Raw genomic sequence first — 17,013 nt, forward strand, 5'->3', positions numbered from 1 at the left:
CGCCCGCGGCGCCGGGGCGGGGGGGGCGGGGGGGGCTCGACTGGGGGGCGGGGTGGGGGGGGTGCGCCGACCCCCCGGGGGGGGTTAAAACCCCGCCCCACAGCAGGGGATCACATATGCGTGCCGCCGTCGATGCGGATTTCCGTTCCGGTGACAAACGAGCCGTCCTCGGAAGCGAGCATCGCGATCACACCGGCGACCGCGGACGGGGGCGCGAAACCCTCACCGATTGCCGGGGCCAGCTTGCCGAGCAGCGTGAAGTCGATGTCGGCCGGGAAACCGGGATCGGACGTCATGCCCGACGCGATGCTGCCGGGTGCGACGGCCACGGCGCGAAGACCCTGCTTGCTGTACTCGAGTGCAAGTGCGTGCGTAAAGGATTGGATTCCACCCTTCGACGCCGCATATGCCGTCATGTACGGGTGGGCGAAGGTCGCCGAAGTGGAACTGAAGTTGACCACGACACCTGCTCCGCTTTCGAGCAGTGCCGGCAGGGACTCCCTCGTCATGAGGAATGTTCCGGTGAGGTTGACCCCGATGACGGTGTTCCAGAAATCGAGTGTCATCTCGTGGGTGTGTGCGGAGCGCAGAATGCCCGCCGCATTGACCAGCACGTCGAGCCCGCCCAGAGCCTTGATCGCAGCGCCGACCTGTTCGCGAACAGACTCTTCGCTGGAGATGTCGACCTTCACCGTGGTGAGGCGATCGGAGTGGCCGGCGTCCTTCGCGGCGTTCAGCGTCTGTTCGAGGCCGGTCTCGGAAATGTCGGCGGCGACGACGGTGCCTCCTTCTGCCAGGATGCGGGCAACGGTGGCCTGGCCGATTCCGGACCCTGCGCCGCTGATGAGGACGCGCTTGTCGTCGAATCGATTCACGAGAAAACTCCGGTCTGTGAGATGGACAGCTGTCTGGTGACCGATTCTGCGTGATCCAGCCGCATAAATCTGCGGTTCATTCCACTGACTGGGCAGCATCGGTGCTTGTTCGCCCGGGATTGCGAGCGAACAAGCACCGATGTGTCTTAGAGACCCGCGGCCTGAGCGAGGCTCGGCAGGTAGGTGCTCGGCTGTCCGAAGAGCTGAGCGCTGCCGTGTGCACGCTTGAAGTACAGCTGAGCGTCGTGCTCCCAGGTGATTGCGATTCCGCCGTGCAACTGAACTGCTTCGGAGGTGATCTGCTGCAAAGCTTCCGAGCAGTAGACCTTCGCCACTGCCGCGTCGTCCGCCGACTGCGTCGCCACGGCGGTGTACGTCATCGACCGCGCCGTCTCGACCAACGTGTACATGTCGGCCATCCGGTGCTTGAGGGCTTGGAAAGAACCGATCGCGCGACCGAACTGCTTGCGCGACTTGGTGTATTCCACGGTCTGTTCGACGATCGCTGCGGCCGCTCCGACCTGTTCAGCGGACAACGCGATCAGAACGACGGTTCGGATGCGATCGACCAGATCTTCGGACCACTCCAGTGGCCGACCACGAACACCGGAGAACGTGACCTCCGCCAGCGTTCGCGTCGGATCCATGGTGGGGACGCGTCGGCGGGAGACGCCCTCGGCCGCGGGATCTACTTCGTAGAAGCCGTCGGCCGTGAGAACGAGCAGGGTGTCAGCGACGTGTCCGTCGAGGACGTACGACGCCGTGCCGGTCAACGCATCCTCGGTTGCCTCGACGCCGAAGGTGCTCCAACCCGCAGCCCCTGCCCAGCACAGGGCGAGCGTGCTCTCGCCGGACGCGACACCGGGCAGCAGTCGCGAGCATGCGTCGTTGTCACCGGCAAGCAGCAGTGCCTGTGCGGCAAGAATCGCCGAACCCAGCATCGGTGAGGGGGTCAGCGTGCGGCCCAGTTCCTCCTGGACCACATGTACCTCGCCCAAACCTGCTCCGACGCCGTCGAACTCCTCCGGAATCGCCAGCGCGGCGACGCCGATCTGCTCGCACAGCTTGCTCCACAACGCGGCGTCGTAGCCGATCTCTGTGGTGATGGCAGCGCGGACGGCCGCGGAGTCGGAATGCTTGCTCAGCAGATCGCGTACCGACGCACGTAGTGCTGCCTGGTCTTCGGTGTCGATGCTCATGATGCAACCAGCGCTTCGACGACGCGCGCGCGATGCTCGGACGGTGTGCCCCATGCGGTGAGCAATGCTCGTACCTTGGTGAGCCACAAGGAGAGATCGTGTTCCATCGTGTAGCCGATGGCGCCGTGAACCTGGAGTCCGACGCGGGCGGCCTTGTAAGCAGCATCCCCGCACGCGACCTTGGCGGCAGAAATGTCACGCGAGGCGTCGGCCGACTGATCGCGAACCGACAGAGCGGCACCGTGGAGCAGGGGGCGAGCCATTTCGAGCGAAACGGCAACTTCTGCCAGGTGGTGCTTCATTGCCTGGAACTGTCCGATGACCTTGCCGAACTGCTTGCGCTGCTTCGCGTATTCGGTGGTGACCTCGAGCAGTGTCTGGCCGAGACCTTGCAACTGCGCGGCAGTGGCAAGAGCGCCCATGTCGAAGGCTGCGGAGAAGTCGGCGGAGCCCAGCGATTCGCCGGCGGAAACCTCGTAGAGCTTGCGGGAGAGATCCACCGATGCCTTGGCTTCGCCAGGGATGCCGAGTGAGACGGTGCCGTCCTGCGCGAGTAGAACCAGATCGACCGCATTGGCGTCGAGCGCGAACGGTGTGCGCGGGGGAGCGGCGACGGTTGCCAGCGAACCCTCGGCGAGAGCAGAGAGACGTTCCGGTGCAACGGAAGCCAGGAGCGTCGGTGCTACTGCGATGGTCTCGACGACCGGTCCGGGTACTGCGTGCCGACCGAGCTGTTCGAGTGCAACGACCAGGTCCACGGCGTCGGCGCCGAGTCCGTCGTGTTCTTCGGATATGACGAGGCCGTTGACGCCGGTCTCGGCAAGGCGCTGCCAGAGCTTCTTGCCCGGCTCGGTGTCACCGTCGTTCCACGAACGGATGACGGAGGGCATGTCGGACTTGGTCAGCAGTGCATCGATGCTTGCAGCGAAGTCCTGGTGGGAGGAGTCGAGCGCGAATCTCATCGGTCCGCCTTCGGTAGGCCGAGCAGACGCTCAGCGATGACGTTTTTCTGAATCTCGTTGGTGCCTGCGTAGATCGGGCCGGACAGGGAGAACAGGTATCCGTCCATCCAGTTGTCGGCCAGCTCTGCTTCAGGGCCCTGCAGTTCGAGAGCAGTCTCGTGGGTGGCGATATCCCACTCGGACCAGAAGACCTTGTTGATCGAGGACTCGGCGCCGAGTTGCCCTCCGTCAGCGAGACGGGTGACGGTACCGAATGTGTTGAGCTGGTAGGCGCGAGCGCCGATCCAGGCGTCGGCAACCTGGTTACGCAGAGCGCTGTCGTCGGTTCGTCCGCTGGACTTGTACAGTTCGAGCAGTCGGTCGACGGTGGCGAGGAAGCGGCCGGGGCTGCGCAGCGAGAGGCCACGCTCGTTGCTCGCGGTGCTCATCGCGACGCGCCAACCTTCGTTGACGTTGCCGATCACACCCGACTCACCGGGGTTGGCCGGGTCGTCTGGCACGAAGACGTCTTCGAGGAAGATCTCGGCGAAGCCGGGCTCGCCGTCGAGTTGATCGATCGGGCGAACGGTGACGCCCTTCGAGCGCAGGTCGAACATGAAATACGTGATGCCCTTGTGTCGCTGCGCATCCGGATCGGAGCGGAACAAGCCGAAGCCCCAGTCGGCGTAGCTTGCGCGTGAGCTCCACGTCTTCTGACCGTTGAGCAGCCAGCCCCCGTCGACCTTCTTCGCACTCGAACGCAGGCTCGCGAGGTCGGAACCGGATTCGGGCTCGGACCAGGCCTGGGCCCAGATGTCGTCGGCACGAGCCATGCGCGGCATGATGCGAGCCAACTGCTCGGCATTTGCATGCTCGAACAGTGTGGGAGCCAACAAGAAGATGCCGTTCTGGCTTACGCGCCCGGGTGCGCCCGAGCGGTAGTACTCCTCCTCGAAGATGACCCATTCGAGCAGGGACGCATCGCGTCCGCCGAGTTCCTTGGGCCAGGAGACGACGGCGTAGCCGGCGTCGGCGAGAGTGTGCTCCCACTGACGGTGCTCTTCGAAGCCTTCGGCGGTATCCATCGACTTCAGGGGAGTGGCGGGCACATTCGCCTCCAGGAACGAGCGGACCTCGTCACGGAATGCGGTTGTGGCGTCGTCGAATACGAGATCCACTAGTTTGTTCCTTCCTGCGGTGCGCGAGCACTGGCAGCCATGGCTTTGGCGTCGAGACCACCAAGCGAGTCTTTGCCGACCTCGGCGTTGTGAGCGTGAGCGAAGTGATGCAGACCGAAGACGGAGTCGATGCCGTTGCGCATCCCCATCTGATCCTCGCACTGGTTGACGGCCTTTTTGGTCAAAGCCAGTCCGAAGCGCGGCATCTCGGCGATACGTCCGGCGAGCTCGAACGTCTCCTTCTCGAGATCCTTGCGGGCGACGACGCGATTGACCATGCCGATTTCGTAGGCGCGTTGCGCGGTGAACCGATCGCCGGTGAAGAGCATTTCCTTCGCGAAACGTGAACCGACCATCCACGGGTGCGCGAAGTATTCGACGCCGGGGATGCCCATGCGGACAACGGGATCGGAGAAGAAGGCGTCGTCGGCCGCGACGATCATGTCGCAGACCCATGCGAGCATGAGCCCACCGGCAATGCAGGCGCCTTGGACCATCGCGATGGTGGGCTTGGGGATCTCCCGCCAACGGCGGCACATGCCCAGGTAGACCTCCATTTCGCGGGCGAAACGCTGGTCACCGCCTGGCTTGTCGACGTGATCCCACCACATGGTGGCCTTGTTCTCGTACTCGACGTGATGGTCGCGTCCCGGAGTTCCCAGGTCGTGTCCGGCGCTGAAGTGAGGTCCGTTGCCTGCCAGGACGATCACCTTCACGTCGTCGTCCTCGACGGCGCGCTGGAATGCCGCGTCGAGGGCGTACGTCACGACCGAGTTCTGGGCGTTGCGGTAGTCGGGTCGATTCAAGGTCACGACGGCGACCGAGTCACGAACCTCGTAGGTCACGACGTCGGCTTCGAAGGGAACGGTCATGATTGTTCCTCGCGCAGAACCGTTTTGAGGACCTTGCCCGAAGGGTTACGGGGCAGGTGATCTACGAAGCGCACCTCGCGGGGCACCTTGAAGCCTGCGATCTTCTCCTTGAGGAAAGCGATCACCGACTCTTCGGTGAGGCCGGCACCGTCGAGTTGGGCGATGTAGACGCGGCCCACCTCTCCCATCCGGTGATCGGGGATGCCGATGGCAGCAGACTCGTGGACGCCGGGCAGGCGAGCCAACATGCCCTCGATCTCGGCGGGGTAGACGTTGAATCCGCCGCTGACGTACATGTCTTTCAGACGGTCGGTGATGTCGAGATAGCCACGCTCGTCGAGGGTTCCGACGTCTCCGGTGTGCAGCCAGCCGTCGGCGTCGATTGCCTTGGCGGTGGATTCGGGGTCGTCGAGGTATCCGAGCATGACGTTCGGTCCACGAAGTAGGATCTCACCCTGGTCACCGATCTTGACCTCGAAATCGGCTGTCGCGCGGCCGGAACTGGTGGAGACGGTGACCGGGTCGTCGTCGGTGCGGCACATGGTCGCGACCACTGCCTCGGTCAGACCGTATGCCGTGAGGACGGCGTCGAAAAGCTCTGCCTGCATGCGCTCGACGAGAGCAACCGGCACGGGTGCTGCGCCGGTGATCGCGATGCGGAGCGAGGACAGATCGTATTCGCTGCGGCGGGGGTGATCGAGGATGGTCTGGTAGATCGTCGGGGCGCCAGGCAGGATGCTGATCTTTTCGCTGTTGACCAGGGCAAGAGTGTCGTCGATGTTGAAGACGGACACCGGCACGATCGTCGCACCATTCAGCAGGCAGACCAGGATTCCGGCCTTGTACCCGAAGGTGTGGAAGAACGGGCTGATGATGAGGAAGTTGTCGTCGGCGGTGACCTCGGCGCATTCACCCCACGACTTGGCGACAGCGATGGACTGACGATGCGCGGTGATCGCACCCTTGCTGCGTCCCGTGGTGCCGGAGGTGAAGAGGATGTCGCTGACGTCGTCTGGCTGCACCTTCGCAGCACGCGCATCGGCTTCGGTGCGGGCGGCGTCGGTGGCGAGCGCGAGGAAGTCCTCGAACTCGATGACGCCGTCACGGTCGTCGTCCCCGTCGATCGGTACCTGGATGACGGTCGGGATCGACAGGTCCGGGTTGGCGTCGAGCAACTGCTGATACCGATCGGCCTTGAGGAACGTGCCGACGACCACCAAGGCCGCGGCGTCGACGCGCTCGATGATGTCGAGCGCTTCGGTGCCGGTGTATCGAGTGTTGATCGGGATGATGGCCGCGCCGGCGTATTGAGCGCCGAGCAGGGCGATCACCCAGTGATACGTGTTGGGTGACCAGATGACGACGCGATCGCCTACCTTCACCCCACGGTTGATCAGCGCGCCGGCGAAATCGCGGACACGTTGATGTAGCTGTGCGAAGGTCAGTCGGGTGTCGCCATCGGCGATAGCCGCGCGCTCACCGAACTCCTCGGCGGCCCGGATGAGGGCTGATGGGATGGTTCTCGGTTGTTCGGTCACTGGACTCCTACCTGACACGCTACCTAGCAAGTGCTTGGTAGGTTATCTTACATATGTGGACCAGAGCGAGAGCCCGGACGGGCAGATGACGGACGACGAGTTTGCGGCCACGGTCGCGCAGTGGTTGGCCGAGAACTTGACGGGCAAATTTGCCCAGCTCAAGGGTAAGGGCGGCCCCGGCAGTGAGCACGAGTTCTTCGAGCAACGCCTCGAGTGGGACAAGCACCTCGCAGCCGCAGGGTGGACGTGCCTCGGGTGGCCGAAGGAGTTCGGCGGGCGGGGAGCAAGCATCTCTCAGCAGGTCATCTTCCATCAGGAGTACGCGAAGGCCGGTGCGCCCGCTCGCGTCAGCCACATCGGTGAAGAGTTGCTCGGCCCGACGCTGATCGCGTACGGAACCGACGAGCAGAAACGCCGATTCCTTCCTGGCATCAACACGGTCAGCGAACTGTGGTCGCAGGGCTACTCCGAGCCTGGCGCCGGTTCAGACCTCGCGAACGTCTCCACCACCGCACGCCTCGAAGGCGGCAAGTGGATCATCAACGGCCAGAAGGTGTGGACCTCACTGGCTCACGTCGCGCAGTGGTGCTTCGTGGTCTGCCGCACCGAGGTGGGCTCCAAGCGTCATCAGGGCTTGAGCTTCCTGCTGGTCCCGTTGGATCAGCCTGGTGTGACAGTTCGGCCCATCCAGCAGCTCACCGGTACGTCGGAGTTCAACGAGGTCTTCTTTGACGACGCCGTCACCGACGCCGATCTGGTGGTCGGGGAACCTGGCGAGGGCTGGAAGATCGCGATGGGGCTGCTCACCTTCGAGCGCGGGGTATCGACGCTCGGACAGCAGATCGGATTCGCTCGCGAGCTCCAGGGCGTCGTCGACCTGGCGAAGGCCAATGGCAGTGACCAGGATCCGCACATTCGCGAGAAGATCGCTCGCGCCTGGGTCGGACTGCGCGTGATGCGCGCCCACGCGATGCGTACTCTCGACGCGGTCGACGCCGGAACCGGTGGCGGAGAAGCGTCCGTCGCAAAACTGTTGTGGGCCAACTGGCATCGTGACCTGGGACAGCTGGCGATGGACGTGCAGGGTGCGTCGTCGTTGGTTGCACCGTGGGCGGATTCCGAAGGCAATGCCTCGGACATCACCGACCCCGAGCATCTCGAACTCGACGAGTGGCAGCGCCTCTTCCTCTTCACCCGCGCCGACACGATTTATGGCGGCTCCAACGAAATTCAGCGCAACATCATTTCCGAGCGCGTGCTCGGTCTTCCCCGAGAGGCTCGTTAATGTCTGACACCAAAGCCGCGTCCCCGCTTTCCGTTGCGCCCGAGGAAACCCCGGGCCACGGACTGCTCGCGGGCAAGAAGGCGATCATCACCGCCGCAGCCGGAACCGGCATCGGCTTCTCTACCGCGCGCCGGGTGCTTCTCGAGGGCGGCGACGTTCTCGTCTCCGACTTCCACGAGCGTCGGCTCGGCGAGACGGTGGAGAAGCTGAAGGCCGAGTTTCCCGGCCAGCAGGTCGAGTCCATCATCTGCGACGTCTCCAGCACCGAGCAGGTCGACGCGTTGTTCGTCGGCGCGGCCGAGAAGTTGGGACGTATCGACATCGTCGTCAACAACGCGGGCCTGGGCGGCGAAACTCCCGTCGTCGACATGACGGACGATCAGTGGGATCGCGTTCTCGACATCACCCTCAACAGCACCTTCCGTTCGACGCGTGCCGCGCTGCGGTACTTCAAGAGCGTTCCCCACGGCGGTGTTCTGGTGAACAACGCGTCCGTTCTCGGTTGGCGGGCGCAGCATTCCCAGGCTCACTACGCCGCAGCCAAGGCGGGCGTCATGGCACTGACTCGGTGCAGTGCTATCGAAGCCGCGGAGTACGGAGTCCGTATCAATGCGGTCTCGCCCTCCATTGCGCGACATGCGTTTTTGGCGAAGGTCACCAGTGAGGAACTGCTCGACCAGTTGGCTTCCGGCGAGGCCTACGGCCGCGCCGCGGAGGTCTGGGAGATCGCAACGGTCATCGCGATGCTCGCCAGCGATTACTCCACCTACATGACCGGCGAGATCGTCTCCGTTTCTTCGCAGAGGGCCTAGCGTCCCCGTGCGCGGTTAAGGAGTCCCCGGACTCGCTGACCGCGCACAGGGGAAGGCCCTGGATAGGATTGAATACATGACGCCACCTCGAAATTCCGACGAATCAAACGGCAAGTCCGGGCGCCGCGACGAGCTGCTCGAGATCGCGGCGGGGCTGTTCGCCGATCGCGGAGTGCGCGCGACGACCGTCCGCGACATCGCCGACGCCGCCGGGATACTGTCCGGCAGCTTGTATCACCATTTCGATTCCAAAGAGTCGATGGTCGACGAGATCCTGCACCAGTTCCTCGACGAACTCTTCGGAAAATACCGCGAGATCGTCGCGGCGGGGTTGGACAGTCGCGCGACGCTCGAAGCGCTGGTGGTGACTTCCTACGAGGCCATCGACGCCTCACATTCGGCTGTGGCGATCTACCAGGACGAGGTCAAGCACCTCGTCGGGAACGAGCGCTTCGCTTACCTGGCCGAGCGCAACACCGAATTCCGGGACCTGTGGGTCGGCGTCCTCGAAGCCGGCGTCGCGGACGGGACCTTCCGTTCCGACATCGACGTCGAGTTGGTCTTCCGATTCATGCGAGACACCGTGTGGGTCGCGGTTCGCTGGTACCGCCCGGGTGGATCCCTGTCGGCTCACGCCGTCGCGGCTCAATATCTCGCGATCGTGCTCGACGGGCTCTCCGATCCGGCTACAACTTCAGACGCTATTGCTGAATCAACTTCAAGAACTATTGCTGCACAACGAAACTAGGAGCTAACGCTATGTCCGAGGTTTACATCGTCGACGCCATTCGCACACCGATCGGCAAGAGGGGTGGCGCGCTGTCCGGCGTGCACCCCATCGATCTCGGTGCGCACGTCGTCAAGGCACTGGTCGAGCGCACCGGTATCGACCCCAGTGACGTCGACGACGTGATCTTCGGTTGCGTCGACGCCATCGGCGGCCAGGCCGGCAACATCGCCCGTATGTCCTGGCTCGCAGCGGGATTCCCGGAGCACGTTCCCGGTGTGACGGTCGACCGTCAGTGTGGTTCGAGCCAGCAGGCAGTGCACTTCGGCGCTCAGGCCATCCTGTCGGGCACCGCGGATCTGATCGTTGCCGGCGGCGTTCAGAACATGAGCCAGATTCCGATCTCGGCAGCGATGATCGTCGGTCAGCAGTACGGATTCGACACGCCGACTTCGGGTTCGGTCGGTTGGACCGAGCGTTACGGTGACCAGGAAGTCTCGCAGTTCAAGGGCGCTGAAATGATCGCCGAGAAGTGGGACATCAGCCGCGAAGAGCTCGAGAAGTGGGCCCTGCAGAGCCATGAGCGCGCCAAGGCTGCAATCGCCGCGGGTCGCTTCGACAACGAGATCGTCGCCATGGGTGACGCGACCGTCGACGAAGGACCCCGCGAGACCAGCCTCGAAAAGATGGCGACGCTCAAGGTTCTCGTCGAAGACGGCCGCATGACCGCAGCGGTGGCCAGCCAGATCTCCGACGGTGCGAGTGCGCTGCTGCTGGCGTCGGCGGAAGCGGTGGAGAAGTACAACCTCAAGCCCCGCGCCCGGATTCATCACCTCAGCGCCCGCGGCGACGACCCGATCTTCATGCTCAGTGCGCCGATCCCGGCCACGAAGCATGCTCTCGCGAAGGCCGGTCTGAGCATCGAGGAAATCGACATCGTCGAGATCAACGAAGCTTTTGCCCCGGTCGTCCTGGCCTGGATCAAGGAGATCGGCGCAGATCCGGCCAAGGTCAACGTCAACGGCGGCGCGATCGCACTCGGTCACCCGCTCGGCGCGACCGGCACCAAGCTGATGGCAACCCTGCTCAACGAACTCGAGCGCACCGGCGGTCGTTATGGCCTGCTGACCATCTGTGAAGGTGGCGGCACCGCAAACGCGACGATTATCGAGCGGCTCTGACGCCTTGCTGTGCGCCTTTATTAACCGCCGGCGGTTAATACAGGCGCACAGCAGTTAGTTGTTCGGCGCATCCGCAACCTTGATGTCGAAGTTCGCACTTTCACCGTCAACGCTGGTCACGGTAGCTGTGACGTCGTATTCGGTGCCCTGCTCGGTCAGGATGCACGTGATCGATGCGCCGACTTCTGCGTCGAGGTTCTCCGGACACGTCACGTCGTCAGGTGGCTCGCCGATCTTCTCGGCGAGTTGAGTGGAGATCTGACTTGCGACTTCGGACTTGTCCACTTGCGGCGTCCCGACGCTTGCCGAGCAAGCTCCCGTGGCCAATGCCGCCGAGAGCAAGACGATTCCAACTGCAGGCCTCTTTGTCATGTGAACTCCCAGGGTGCGCCGGTGCTCGCTGCTGCCACCTCAGGGATTACCGCTTTTGGGACTGTTCAACCGACTTACTCGACGCCGTTTGCCGAGCTCAGCGTCGGCGGACCGTCAAGTTGAAGCCTTCGGGCATCAGGGTGAGCCGTTCGGCCACCTTCAACTCGTAGTCCGGATCGGCTTCGATCGTATATTTCTGCAAGATGGTGCCCAACACGAGGACGGCTTCGTGAATGGCGAATTGTCTTCCGATGCAGGCGCGTTCACCTGTTCCGAACGGCTTGTACACGTGCGCCGGCCTGGCCTTGATATTGGCAGGTAGGAAGCGATCCGGATCGAAAGCCTCGGGATCGTTGCCCCACACGGGATCGCGATGAAGTGACGGGATGAGCACGAGCATCCAATCACCCTTTTTCATAGGATATTTGCCGACGAGCGTGGTGTCTTCAAGCGCCGCACGGCCGTAGGCGGGAGCGGTCGGCCACAGACGCAATGATTCGTCGAGGATGCGTCGTACGTATCGAAGTTTCGCGATCTTCTCGAAGGCGGGCTCCTCGCCCTCCCAGACCTTGTCGACCTCGGCTTGCGCCTTGGCCAGCACGTCAGGGTTTCGTGACAGGTAGTACAGCGCGAACGATAATGCGCCGGAAGTGGTTTCGTGTCCCGCGACGAGGAAGGTCACGACCTGATGGCGGATGTTCAGTTCGTCGATACGGTTGGGATTGTTTTCGCGTGCCGCCCGCAGCATCAGTTCGAGAAGATCTTCCGGCCCCGGTTCGGTACTTGTCCGCCGGGCACGGATCACCTCGTCCACAACCTCGGCCATGTACGCCTTGCGGACCTCGTCACGTTGATCGGCGCGACGTGCGAGGACTCGCCCCAGGGCCGTCGACTTCAAGAACGTCGTGCGTTGTGAATGGGAGAGAGCGCCGACCATCGCCTTGACGAACGGGTGCTGCTCTTCACGCTCGAAAGAGTCGAACGAGTAGCTGAATCCAGTGCGTCCGATGGTCTCCAACGTCAGCTTGGTCATGTCTGCGGAGATGTCGACGGGGGAGTCGCTGTCACGACTGTCCCAATGGTCGACCAGCTCTCCGGCCACGTCGAGCATGGTGCGGTGGTACGAGCGCATCGCAGTCTGGCTGAACGCCGGGGCCAGGAGATTGTGCGCCTTGCCCCAGTTGGGTTCGTGGTTGTACGCAGTGAACAGTCCGTCGCCGCCGATTCCGCGGAGTGCTTTGACTCCAGGCGCAAGGTGCTTCGCGAACCGGGACTCGTCGGACAGTTCTGCCACCATGTCCGCGCCCGAGGCGAAGACGAAGCGATTTCCCAGGACATTTCTCTCGAAGATCGGGCCGAGTTCGCGCCCGATGCTCACGGAGTTCTGCAGCGGCGTCCGGATATTGATCCCGAGGACGTCCCCGAGGACTGGCAGGCGCCATGCCGGATGCGGGATCCGAGCATCGGTCGTCGCCTCTGGAGTGGTGTCGACGCTCATGGTGTGTCCCCCGGGTGAGATCGCTTACTGAATTGGTGTCTAGTACGCAAAGTACGCCTTACTGAATCGGTGTCAAGTAGTAATCTGACTTGTCTATGGTCGCACCACGAAAACGCCTGGACCGAGAGCAGCGGCGCACGCAGTTGCTCGACATCGGCGCGCAACTTTTTGCCGATCGTTCGTACGAGGACGTCTGGATCGAAGAGGTCGCCGAGATTGCGGGCGTCTCGCGCGGGTTGATGTACCACTACTTTCCAACCAAGCGAGACTTCTTCGCCGCAATCGTCGAGCGCGAATCGCAGCACCTGCTCGAGGTGACCGCACCGGACGCGACGCTACCGGTGCGCGAACAGGTGGCGGCCGGGTTGGACGCCTACTTCGCGTACGTGAAGTTGCACAGCAGGGGAGTACGCGCCATCAACGTGGGGACGCTCTCCGCCGAGGCCGGTATCCGAGCGATCGTCGAACGCGAACTCGAACAGCAGCAGATTCGAATCCTCGACGCACTGGAATTCGAGGGTGAAAGAAGACAGATCGCTGCCGTCGCAGTTCGGGGATGGATCGCATTCGTCCGAGCTGTCTGCCTCGACTGGTTCGATCAACCTTCCATACCGCAGGAAGAGTTGAGAGTGATTTGTCTGCGGACCCTCTCCGGAGCGTTGGGCATCGACCTCGAAACGTGAAATGCCGACCGCGTGGGAGCGGCCGGCATTTCCACGGACAAGTCTGATCAGTCGAGCGTCGAATAGAGATCGTCCCAGCCCTTGGCTACGTACATGTTGGTGTAGATGGATCCGTAGTACGTACTGCCGCGCAGAACGGTGACGTTCCCGGCCTGCACAGCCGGAAGTCGTTGCCACAACTTGTTGTCCGAGAGCTGATCGAAGGTGGTGTCGCTGCTGTCGGTGACGGAAACCATGAACGCGTCGCAATCGCGAAGGCGATCCATCTCCTCGATGCTCAGTCGCCCCTGATTGTCGAAACCGGTTGTGTTCAATGTTCTTCCACCGATGTCGGCGAGCGTCATGTCGGTGGGCTGGCGATTCTTCTTACCGGTTTCCTCCGACACGGGCAGGCTGTCGATGTAGATCGTGGCCTTGTCCGGACTGTAGGACAAACTCGCGACGGTCTTTCCCGCGATCGCCGAAGCGTGTCGAGAGCGGATGTCGGTGATCAGAGCGTCATAGTCGGTGATCAGGCGATCCATGGTGGGTGTTCGGCCCAACCAATCGGAGAGTCGCGTGAGATTTTCTCGCCACGTCTGCTTTGATTCGGTTGTCAGGACAGGAGCGATGGCTTGGAGTTTTGCAGCGGGCCAGTACTCGTTGTCGGCGTTGACGCAGATGATGAGATCGGGTGCGAGTCCGAGGATCTGCTCCAGATTGGGCTTGTCGCTGAGGTATTCGGCCGAGCCGTCGACGGGGACCCACTCGGTGGCGGGCGAGATGTTGTATCCGAAGACCGGTAGTTCCAGGGCAATGGCGAGCTCGAGGTCGGTGCGGGCGTCGACGGCCAAGACCCGCTTGGGGTTGGTCGGTATGTCGTAAGTTCCCAACGGTGTGGTGACGGTGCGCATTTGAGTGTCGTCAGTTGTACCCGAACCGTCACTGGAACTGCAGGACGACAGAATTGTTGCTACTGCTGCCATCCCGGCTCCGATGCCGAATTGGCGGCGGGTCAGTGCGTCGACTAGCTCTTGCCAGGCGCGTTCGTCCAGCACGGTAGGTGTGGTGGTCAGCATTTTTCGATACCCTTCGGTCTGAGTCCGTATCGATCGTAGGGTCGGCGATACCAGATCACCTATATCGAAAACCGCCTGATATTAGTCGATTTCGGCCATTGTCCGTGACTTGCGGGTGATCGTTGCGCCGAAGGCAGCGGCGAGCGGGAACATGAGAACGCCGTACACCGCAGCCGGCACTGCCAATTGCACGTTGTTCAGGAGACTGACGGCGATGGTGATCGCCAACGTGCTGTTGTGGATGCCGATTTCCATGGAACTGGCGATTGCCTGACGATCCTCGATGCCGAATATCCGGGGAACGACGTAACCGATCGATAGGCTCAGTAGGCAGAACAAGGCAGCGACGACGCCGATGTCGACGAGATAGTCCGCGATGTTCTCGCGCTCGGAAACAACCGTTCCGACGATCACCAGTGCCAGAACCACCGCGGATCCGATGCGGACGGGCTTGTCCATCCGCTCGGCAAAGGCGCTCGAGCGCAACCGAACCCACATTCCGAGGGCGACAGGAATCAATACGACGGCAAAGACCTGAAGCACCTTCGTGAACTGAAGCCCGAGAGTGCCGTCCGCGTCCTCAGGTTCGAAGTAACCCAACGCGAAGTTGGTGATCAGGGGGAGAGTGACCACCGCTATCACCGAATTGACCGCTGTCAGCGTCACATTGAGAGCAACGTCGCCGCGGAACAGATGGCTGAACAGGTTTGCCGTCGTGCCGCCCGGTGATGCGGCGAGGAGCATCATGCCGACCGCGAGCAGTGGGTCGAGGTCGAACAACGTGACCAATCCGAAGGCCGCGGCCGGGAGCAACAACAACTGACAGATCAGGGCGATCGAAACGGCCTTCGGCGCTTTTGCCACGCGGGCGAAATCTCCGACCGTCAGGGAAAGCCCGAGGCCGAACATGATGATGGCGAGTGCGGCGGGTAGGCCGACGGAGGTGAGTGCAGAGTCCATGAGTTAGTGGCTACTTCCAGTCACTGGGGGAATTTCACTGAAACTACCGTGATGCCCGGATCTGCGTGGCAGTTTGGATACATTGGTGTATCGAACCGTGACGGCGTCGGTGAGCAGGGTTATCGTCGAATTATGTGCCGAAACATCACTGAACTTCGTGGACTCGAGCCCGCTGCTACGCCCGAGGAGATCGAGGCCGCCTCTCGCCAATACGTACGTAAGGTGAGTGGAATAGCCAAGGTGTCCGACGCGAACCGAGACGCCTTCGAACAGGCGGTGCGTGAGGTGACCGAAACGACGACGCGCCTGCTCAGCGCATTGCCGCCTCGCAGACAGCCACCTCAGACCGTCCCGCCGTTGCGTCGTCCGGAAGTACAGGCGCGGATCGCTGCTCGTTCGTCCTGACCCGAGTGGATCTCACAGATATCGACGTATGGGACGTCGAACCGTTGGATCAGCTGTCAGCTGGGCTGGAGGGCGTTCTGGTCGCTCATCGTGTCCGCGACATCCGGCGACGGCTGGATACGCTGCGCAAAGAGGCCGTCGCCGACGACTTGCATATTCGTCAGGACGGAACGGTCTCTGCCGTTGCGCCCATCGCCGACGGCCACCCGCTCCACGTGCATGCCCAGTTGCTCGAGGTCGCGGTGCGAGAACTGATCGGTGAGGCACTGCTGGTCAGCGCGGATCTTCAACATGCGTTGTCTCTGCGGTCTCAGGTCGGCACCGACCTCCGTGACAAAGCTGTGCGTGTGGGGGAGGAGTGGCGAGCGTTCAGCCCTGATCGGCAGCGTCAGATGTTGCGTCATGCACCCGGCCTGATCGCCAACCTCGACGGAATTCCTTCTGCGGTTCGTAGTCCGGCCAATCTCGATCGAATTCAATCGGAACGAGCACGGCTGCAGGATGATTCAGTCCGAATCTCGCAAGAACTCCACCGTGAGTTCTTCGGCGGCAGGCTGAGTAACACAGGGGCGGGCCAGTGGTACGCCGAACGCAAACTCGAGGATCTGGACGCGCTCGACGAGTTGTTTCGCGCCGAACCTTGTCGACGGTTACTGCTCATGGACATGCGCTCGGGTGAACGCGGCTTCGCGGCAATCGCGATCGGTGATCCGGACACAGCGGATCACATCTCCGTGACGATTCCCGGACTGAACACCAACGTCAAGGACTCGATGCGCGGAATGGTCGGCGAGGCAACACGATTACGAGCCGAGGCGATGCGCCAACTCGAGCTGGCCGGCCGAAAGGAGAGCGTGGCCACCATCGCCTGGATCGGATACGACGCGCCACAGGTGATCGGGCCGGGAAAGTTCGACATCGGTCGGGCCAGCTTCGACGTAAGTCGATCGTCCAAGGCAGGCATAGCCGCCGACGCATTGGGTAGCTTCTTTCACGGTCTTCGTGCTGCGTCGGTCAACGACCGAGTCCATATCACCGCGTTGGGTCACTCCTACGGATCGCTTGCGACTTCTCTTGCGCTGCAACGCGGGGCAAGCGCAGCGGTCGACGACGTGGTGTTCTACGGTTCACCCGGCGTGCGGGCCAAGGTGGAGTCGGACCTCGGTATCGCCGACCGCCACGTCTACGTCATGAAAGCGGAAGGCGACAGTATCGCGGGGTTCGGCCGTTTCGGTGGCGATCCGACACGCACCGAGTTCCACCGATTGTCCACGGCCGAGGGGATCACCCTGGACGGTGTCAAGCACGAGCGGGCTTTCGGTCATGCGGAGTACGCGAGAACCGGGGACAACGGAGAACTGCGGATGTCGGGTTACAACCTCGCGGTTGTGGTTGCCGGACTGCCGGAGTTGGCCGTTGTGGCCTGACC

Annotated in this window: 17 protein-coding genes; 7 read left to right on the forward strand and 10 right to left on the reverse strand. The window is 62.7% G+C overall.

Features of this window, described 5'->3' with window-relative positions:
- Positions 1-110: 110 nt before the first annotated feature.
- The 6 genes from R4P70_RS19975 to R4P70_RS20000 form a co-directional block, all read right to left on the reverse strand.
- A complete protein-coding gene (locus R4P70_RS19975) occupies positions 111-875 on the reverse strand; it encodes an SDR family NAD(P)-dependent oxidoreductase (protein ID WP_003945543.1) in 765 nt (254 codons plus the stop codon).
- A 146-nt stretch (positions 876-1,021) separates the two neighbouring features.
- Positions 1,022-2,074 (reverse strand): acyl-CoA dehydrogenase family protein, encoded by a 1,053-nt coding sequence (locus R4P70_RS19980; RefSeq protein ID WP_317831342.1) that lies wholly within the window; start codon positions 2,072-2,074, stop codon positions 1,022-1,024.
- Positions 2,071-3,036, reverse strand: a complete 966-nt coding sequence (locus tag R4P70_RS19985; protein WP_084326859.1) for an acyl-CoA dehydrogenase family protein — start codon at positions 3,034-3,036, stop codon at positions 2,071-2,073. The genes R4P70_RS19980 and R4P70_RS19985 overlap by 4 nt, the downstream gene beginning before the upstream one ends.
- The gene (locus R4P70_RS19990; RefSeq protein ID WP_007734181.1) at positions 3,033-4,193 is read right to left on the reverse strand and encodes an acyl-CoA dehydrogenase family protein; all 1,161 of its coding nucleotides are present in this window, start codon (positions 4,191-4,193) and stop codon (positions 3,033-3,035) included. Before R4P70_RS19990 ends, R4P70_RS19985 begins: the two co-directional genes overlap by 4 nt.
- On the reverse strand, positions 4,193-5,065 hold the full coding sequence (locus tag R4P70_RS19995; RefSeq protein ID WP_019746945.1) for an enoyl-CoA hydratase: 873 nt from the start codon (positions 5,063-5,065) through the stop codon (positions 4,193-4,195). The genes R4P70_RS19990 and R4P70_RS19995 overlap by 1 nt, the downstream gene beginning before the upstream one ends.
- Entirely contained in the window at positions 5,062-6,603 is a 1,542-nt protein-coding gene (locus R4P70_RS20000; protein WP_317831346.1) for a FadD3 family acyl-CoA ligase, read from the reverse strand. The genes R4P70_RS19995 and R4P70_RS20000 overlap by 4 nt, the downstream gene beginning before the upstream one ends.
- 55 nt (positions 6,604-6,658) lie before the next feature.
- Between R4P70_RS20000 and R4P70_RS20005 the strand changes: the two genes are divergently transcribed.
- The 4 genes from R4P70_RS20005 (at position 6,659) to R4P70_RS20020 (ending at position 10,608) form a co-directional block, all read left to right on the forward strand.
- The gene (locus R4P70_RS20005) at positions 6,659-7,888 is read left to right on the forward strand and encodes an acyl-CoA dehydrogenase family protein (RefSeq protein ID WP_020968470.1); all 1,230 of its coding nucleotides are present in this window, start codon (positions 6,659-6,661) and stop codon (positions 7,886-7,888) included.
- Positions 7,888-8,700, forward strand: a complete 813-nt coding sequence (locus R4P70_RS20010) for an SDR family oxidoreductase (protein ID WP_003945582.1) — start codon at positions 7,888-7,890, stop codon at positions 8,698-8,700. The genes R4P70_RS20005 and R4P70_RS20010 overlap by 1 nt, the downstream gene beginning before the upstream one ends.
- A gap of 76 nt (positions 8,701-8,776) precedes the next feature.
- Positions 8,777-9,448: a TetR/AcrR family transcriptional regulator gene (locus tag R4P70_RS20015; RefSeq protein ID WP_003945807.1), complete on the forward strand. Its 672-nt coding sequence runs from the start codon at positions 8,777-8,779 to the stop codon at positions 9,446-9,448.
- Between the two features lie 11 nt (positions 9,449-9,459).
- Entirely contained in the window at positions 9,460-10,608 is a 1,149-nt protein-coding gene (locus tag R4P70_RS20020; protein ID WP_317831351.1) for an acetyl-CoA C-acetyltransferase, read from the forward strand.
- 54 nt (positions 10,609-10,662) lie between these two features.
- On the opposite strand, the gene R4P70_RS20025 is transcribed toward R4P70_RS20020, so the two are convergent.
- A complete protein-coding gene (locus R4P70_RS20025; RefSeq protein ID WP_073512010.1) occupies positions 10,663-10,980 on the reverse strand; it encodes a DUF4333 domain-containing protein in 318 nt (105 codons plus the stop codon).
- 97 nt (positions 10,981-11,077) lie between these two features.
- Positions 11,078-12,478 (reverse strand): cytochrome P450, encoded by a 1,401-nt coding sequence (locus tag R4P70_RS20030; protein WP_317831355.1) that lies wholly within the window; start codon positions 12,476-12,478, stop codon positions 11,078-11,080.
- A gap of 95 nt (positions 12,479-12,573) precedes the next feature.
- Here R4P70_RS20030 and R4P70_RS20035 point away from each other — a divergent pair, with 95 nt between their 5' ends.
- Positions 12,574-13,161: a TetR/AcrR family transcriptional regulator gene (locus R4P70_RS20035; RefSeq protein ID WP_317831356.1), complete on the forward strand. Its 588-nt coding sequence runs from the start codon at positions 12,574-12,576 to the stop codon at positions 13,159-13,161.
- Positions 13,162-13,208: 47 nt separating this feature from the next.
- Here R4P70_RS20035 and R4P70_RS20040 read toward each other — a convergent pair whose 3' ends face one another.
- Together R4P70_RS20040 and R4P70_RS20045 are read right to left on the reverse strand one after the other, a co-directional pair.
- Positions 13,209-14,219: an ABC transporter substrate-binding protein gene (locus R4P70_RS20040; protein ID WP_317831357.1), complete on the reverse strand. Its 1,011-nt coding sequence runs from the start codon at positions 14,217-14,219 to the stop codon at positions 13,209-13,211.
- Between the two features lie 81 nt (positions 14,220-14,300).
- Positions 14,301-15,179: a bile acid:sodium symporter family protein gene (locus R4P70_RS20045; protein ID WP_020968475.1), complete on the reverse strand. Its 879-nt coding sequence runs from the start codon at positions 15,177-15,179 to the stop codon at positions 14,301-14,303.
- Between the two features lie 132 nt (positions 15,180-15,311).
- Here R4P70_RS20045 and R4P70_RS20050 point away from each other — a divergent pair, with 132 nt between their 5' ends.
- Entirely contained in the window at positions 15,312-15,584 is a 273-nt protein-coding gene (locus R4P70_RS20050) for a DUF2277 domain-containing protein (RefSeq protein ID WP_003945457.1), read from the forward strand.
- A gap of 5 nt (positions 15,585-15,589) precedes the next feature.
- Positions 15,590-17,011, forward strand: a complete 1,422-nt coding sequence (locus tag R4P70_RS20055; protein WP_317831359.1) for an alpha/beta hydrolase — start codon at positions 15,590-15,592, stop codon at positions 17,009-17,011.
- Positions 17,012-17,013: the final 2 nt, after the last annotated feature.

Source organism: Rhodococcus sp. IEGM 1241 (assembly GCF_033142365.1).
Classification (GTDB): domain Bacteria; phylum Actinomycetota; class Actinomycetes; order Mycobacteriales; family Mycobacteriaceae; genus Rhodococcus_F; species Rhodococcus_F erythropolis.

What these genes read in the sequence shown, in the direction of transcription:
- R4P70_RS19980 (WP_317831342.1), bottom strand. Translation starts at nt 2,074, where the DNA reads ATGAGCATCGACACCGAAGACCAGGCAGCACTACGTGCGTCGGTACGC.
- R4P70_RS19985 (WP_084326859.1), bottom strand. Translation starts at nt 3,036, where the DNA reads ATGAGATTCGCGCTCGACTCCTCCCACCAGGACTTCGCTGCAAGCATC.
- R4P70_RS19995 (WP_019746945.1), bottom strand. Translation starts at nt 5,065, where the DNA reads ATGACCGTTCCCTTCGAAGCCGACGTCGTGACCTACGAGGTTCGTGAC.
- R4P70_RS20010 (WP_003945582.1), top strand. Translation starts at nt 7,888, where the DNA reads ATGTCTGACACCAAAGCCGCGTCCCCGCTTTCCGTTGCGCCCGAGGAA.
- R4P70_RS20015 (WP_003945807.1), top strand. Translation starts at nt 8,777, where the DNA reads ATGACGCCACCTCGAAATTCCGACGAATCAAACGGCAAGTCCGGGCGC.
- R4P70_RS20020 (WP_317831351.1), top strand. Translation starts at nt 9,460, where the DNA reads ATGTCCGAGGTTTACATCGTCGACGCCATTCGCACACCGATCGGCAAG.
- R4P70_RS20025 (WP_073512010.1), bottom strand. Translation starts at nt 10,980, where the DNA reads ATGACAAAGAGGCCTGCAGTTGGAATCGTCTTGCTCTCGGCGGCATTG.
- R4P70_RS20030 (WP_317831355.1), bottom strand. Translation starts at nt 12,478, where the DNA reads ATGAGCGTCGACACCACTCCAGAGGCGACGACCGATGCTCGGATCCCG.
- R4P70_RS20035 (WP_317831356.1), top strand. Translation starts at nt 12,574, where the DNA reads ATGGTCGCACCACGAAAACGCCTGGACCGAGAGCAGCGGCGCACGCAG.
- R4P70_RS20040 (WP_317831357.1), bottom strand. Translation starts at nt 14,219, where the DNA reads ATGCTGACCACCACACCTACCGTGCTGGACGAACGCGCCTGGCAAGAG.
- R4P70_RS20045 (WP_020968475.1), bottom strand. Translation starts at nt 15,179, where the DNA reads ATGGACTCTGCACTCACCTCCGTCGGCCTACCCGCCGCACTCGCCATC.
- R4P70_RS20050 (WP_003945457.1), top strand. Translation starts at nt 15,312, where the DNA reads ATGTGCCGAAACATCACTGAACTTCGTGGACTCGAGCCCGCTGCTACG.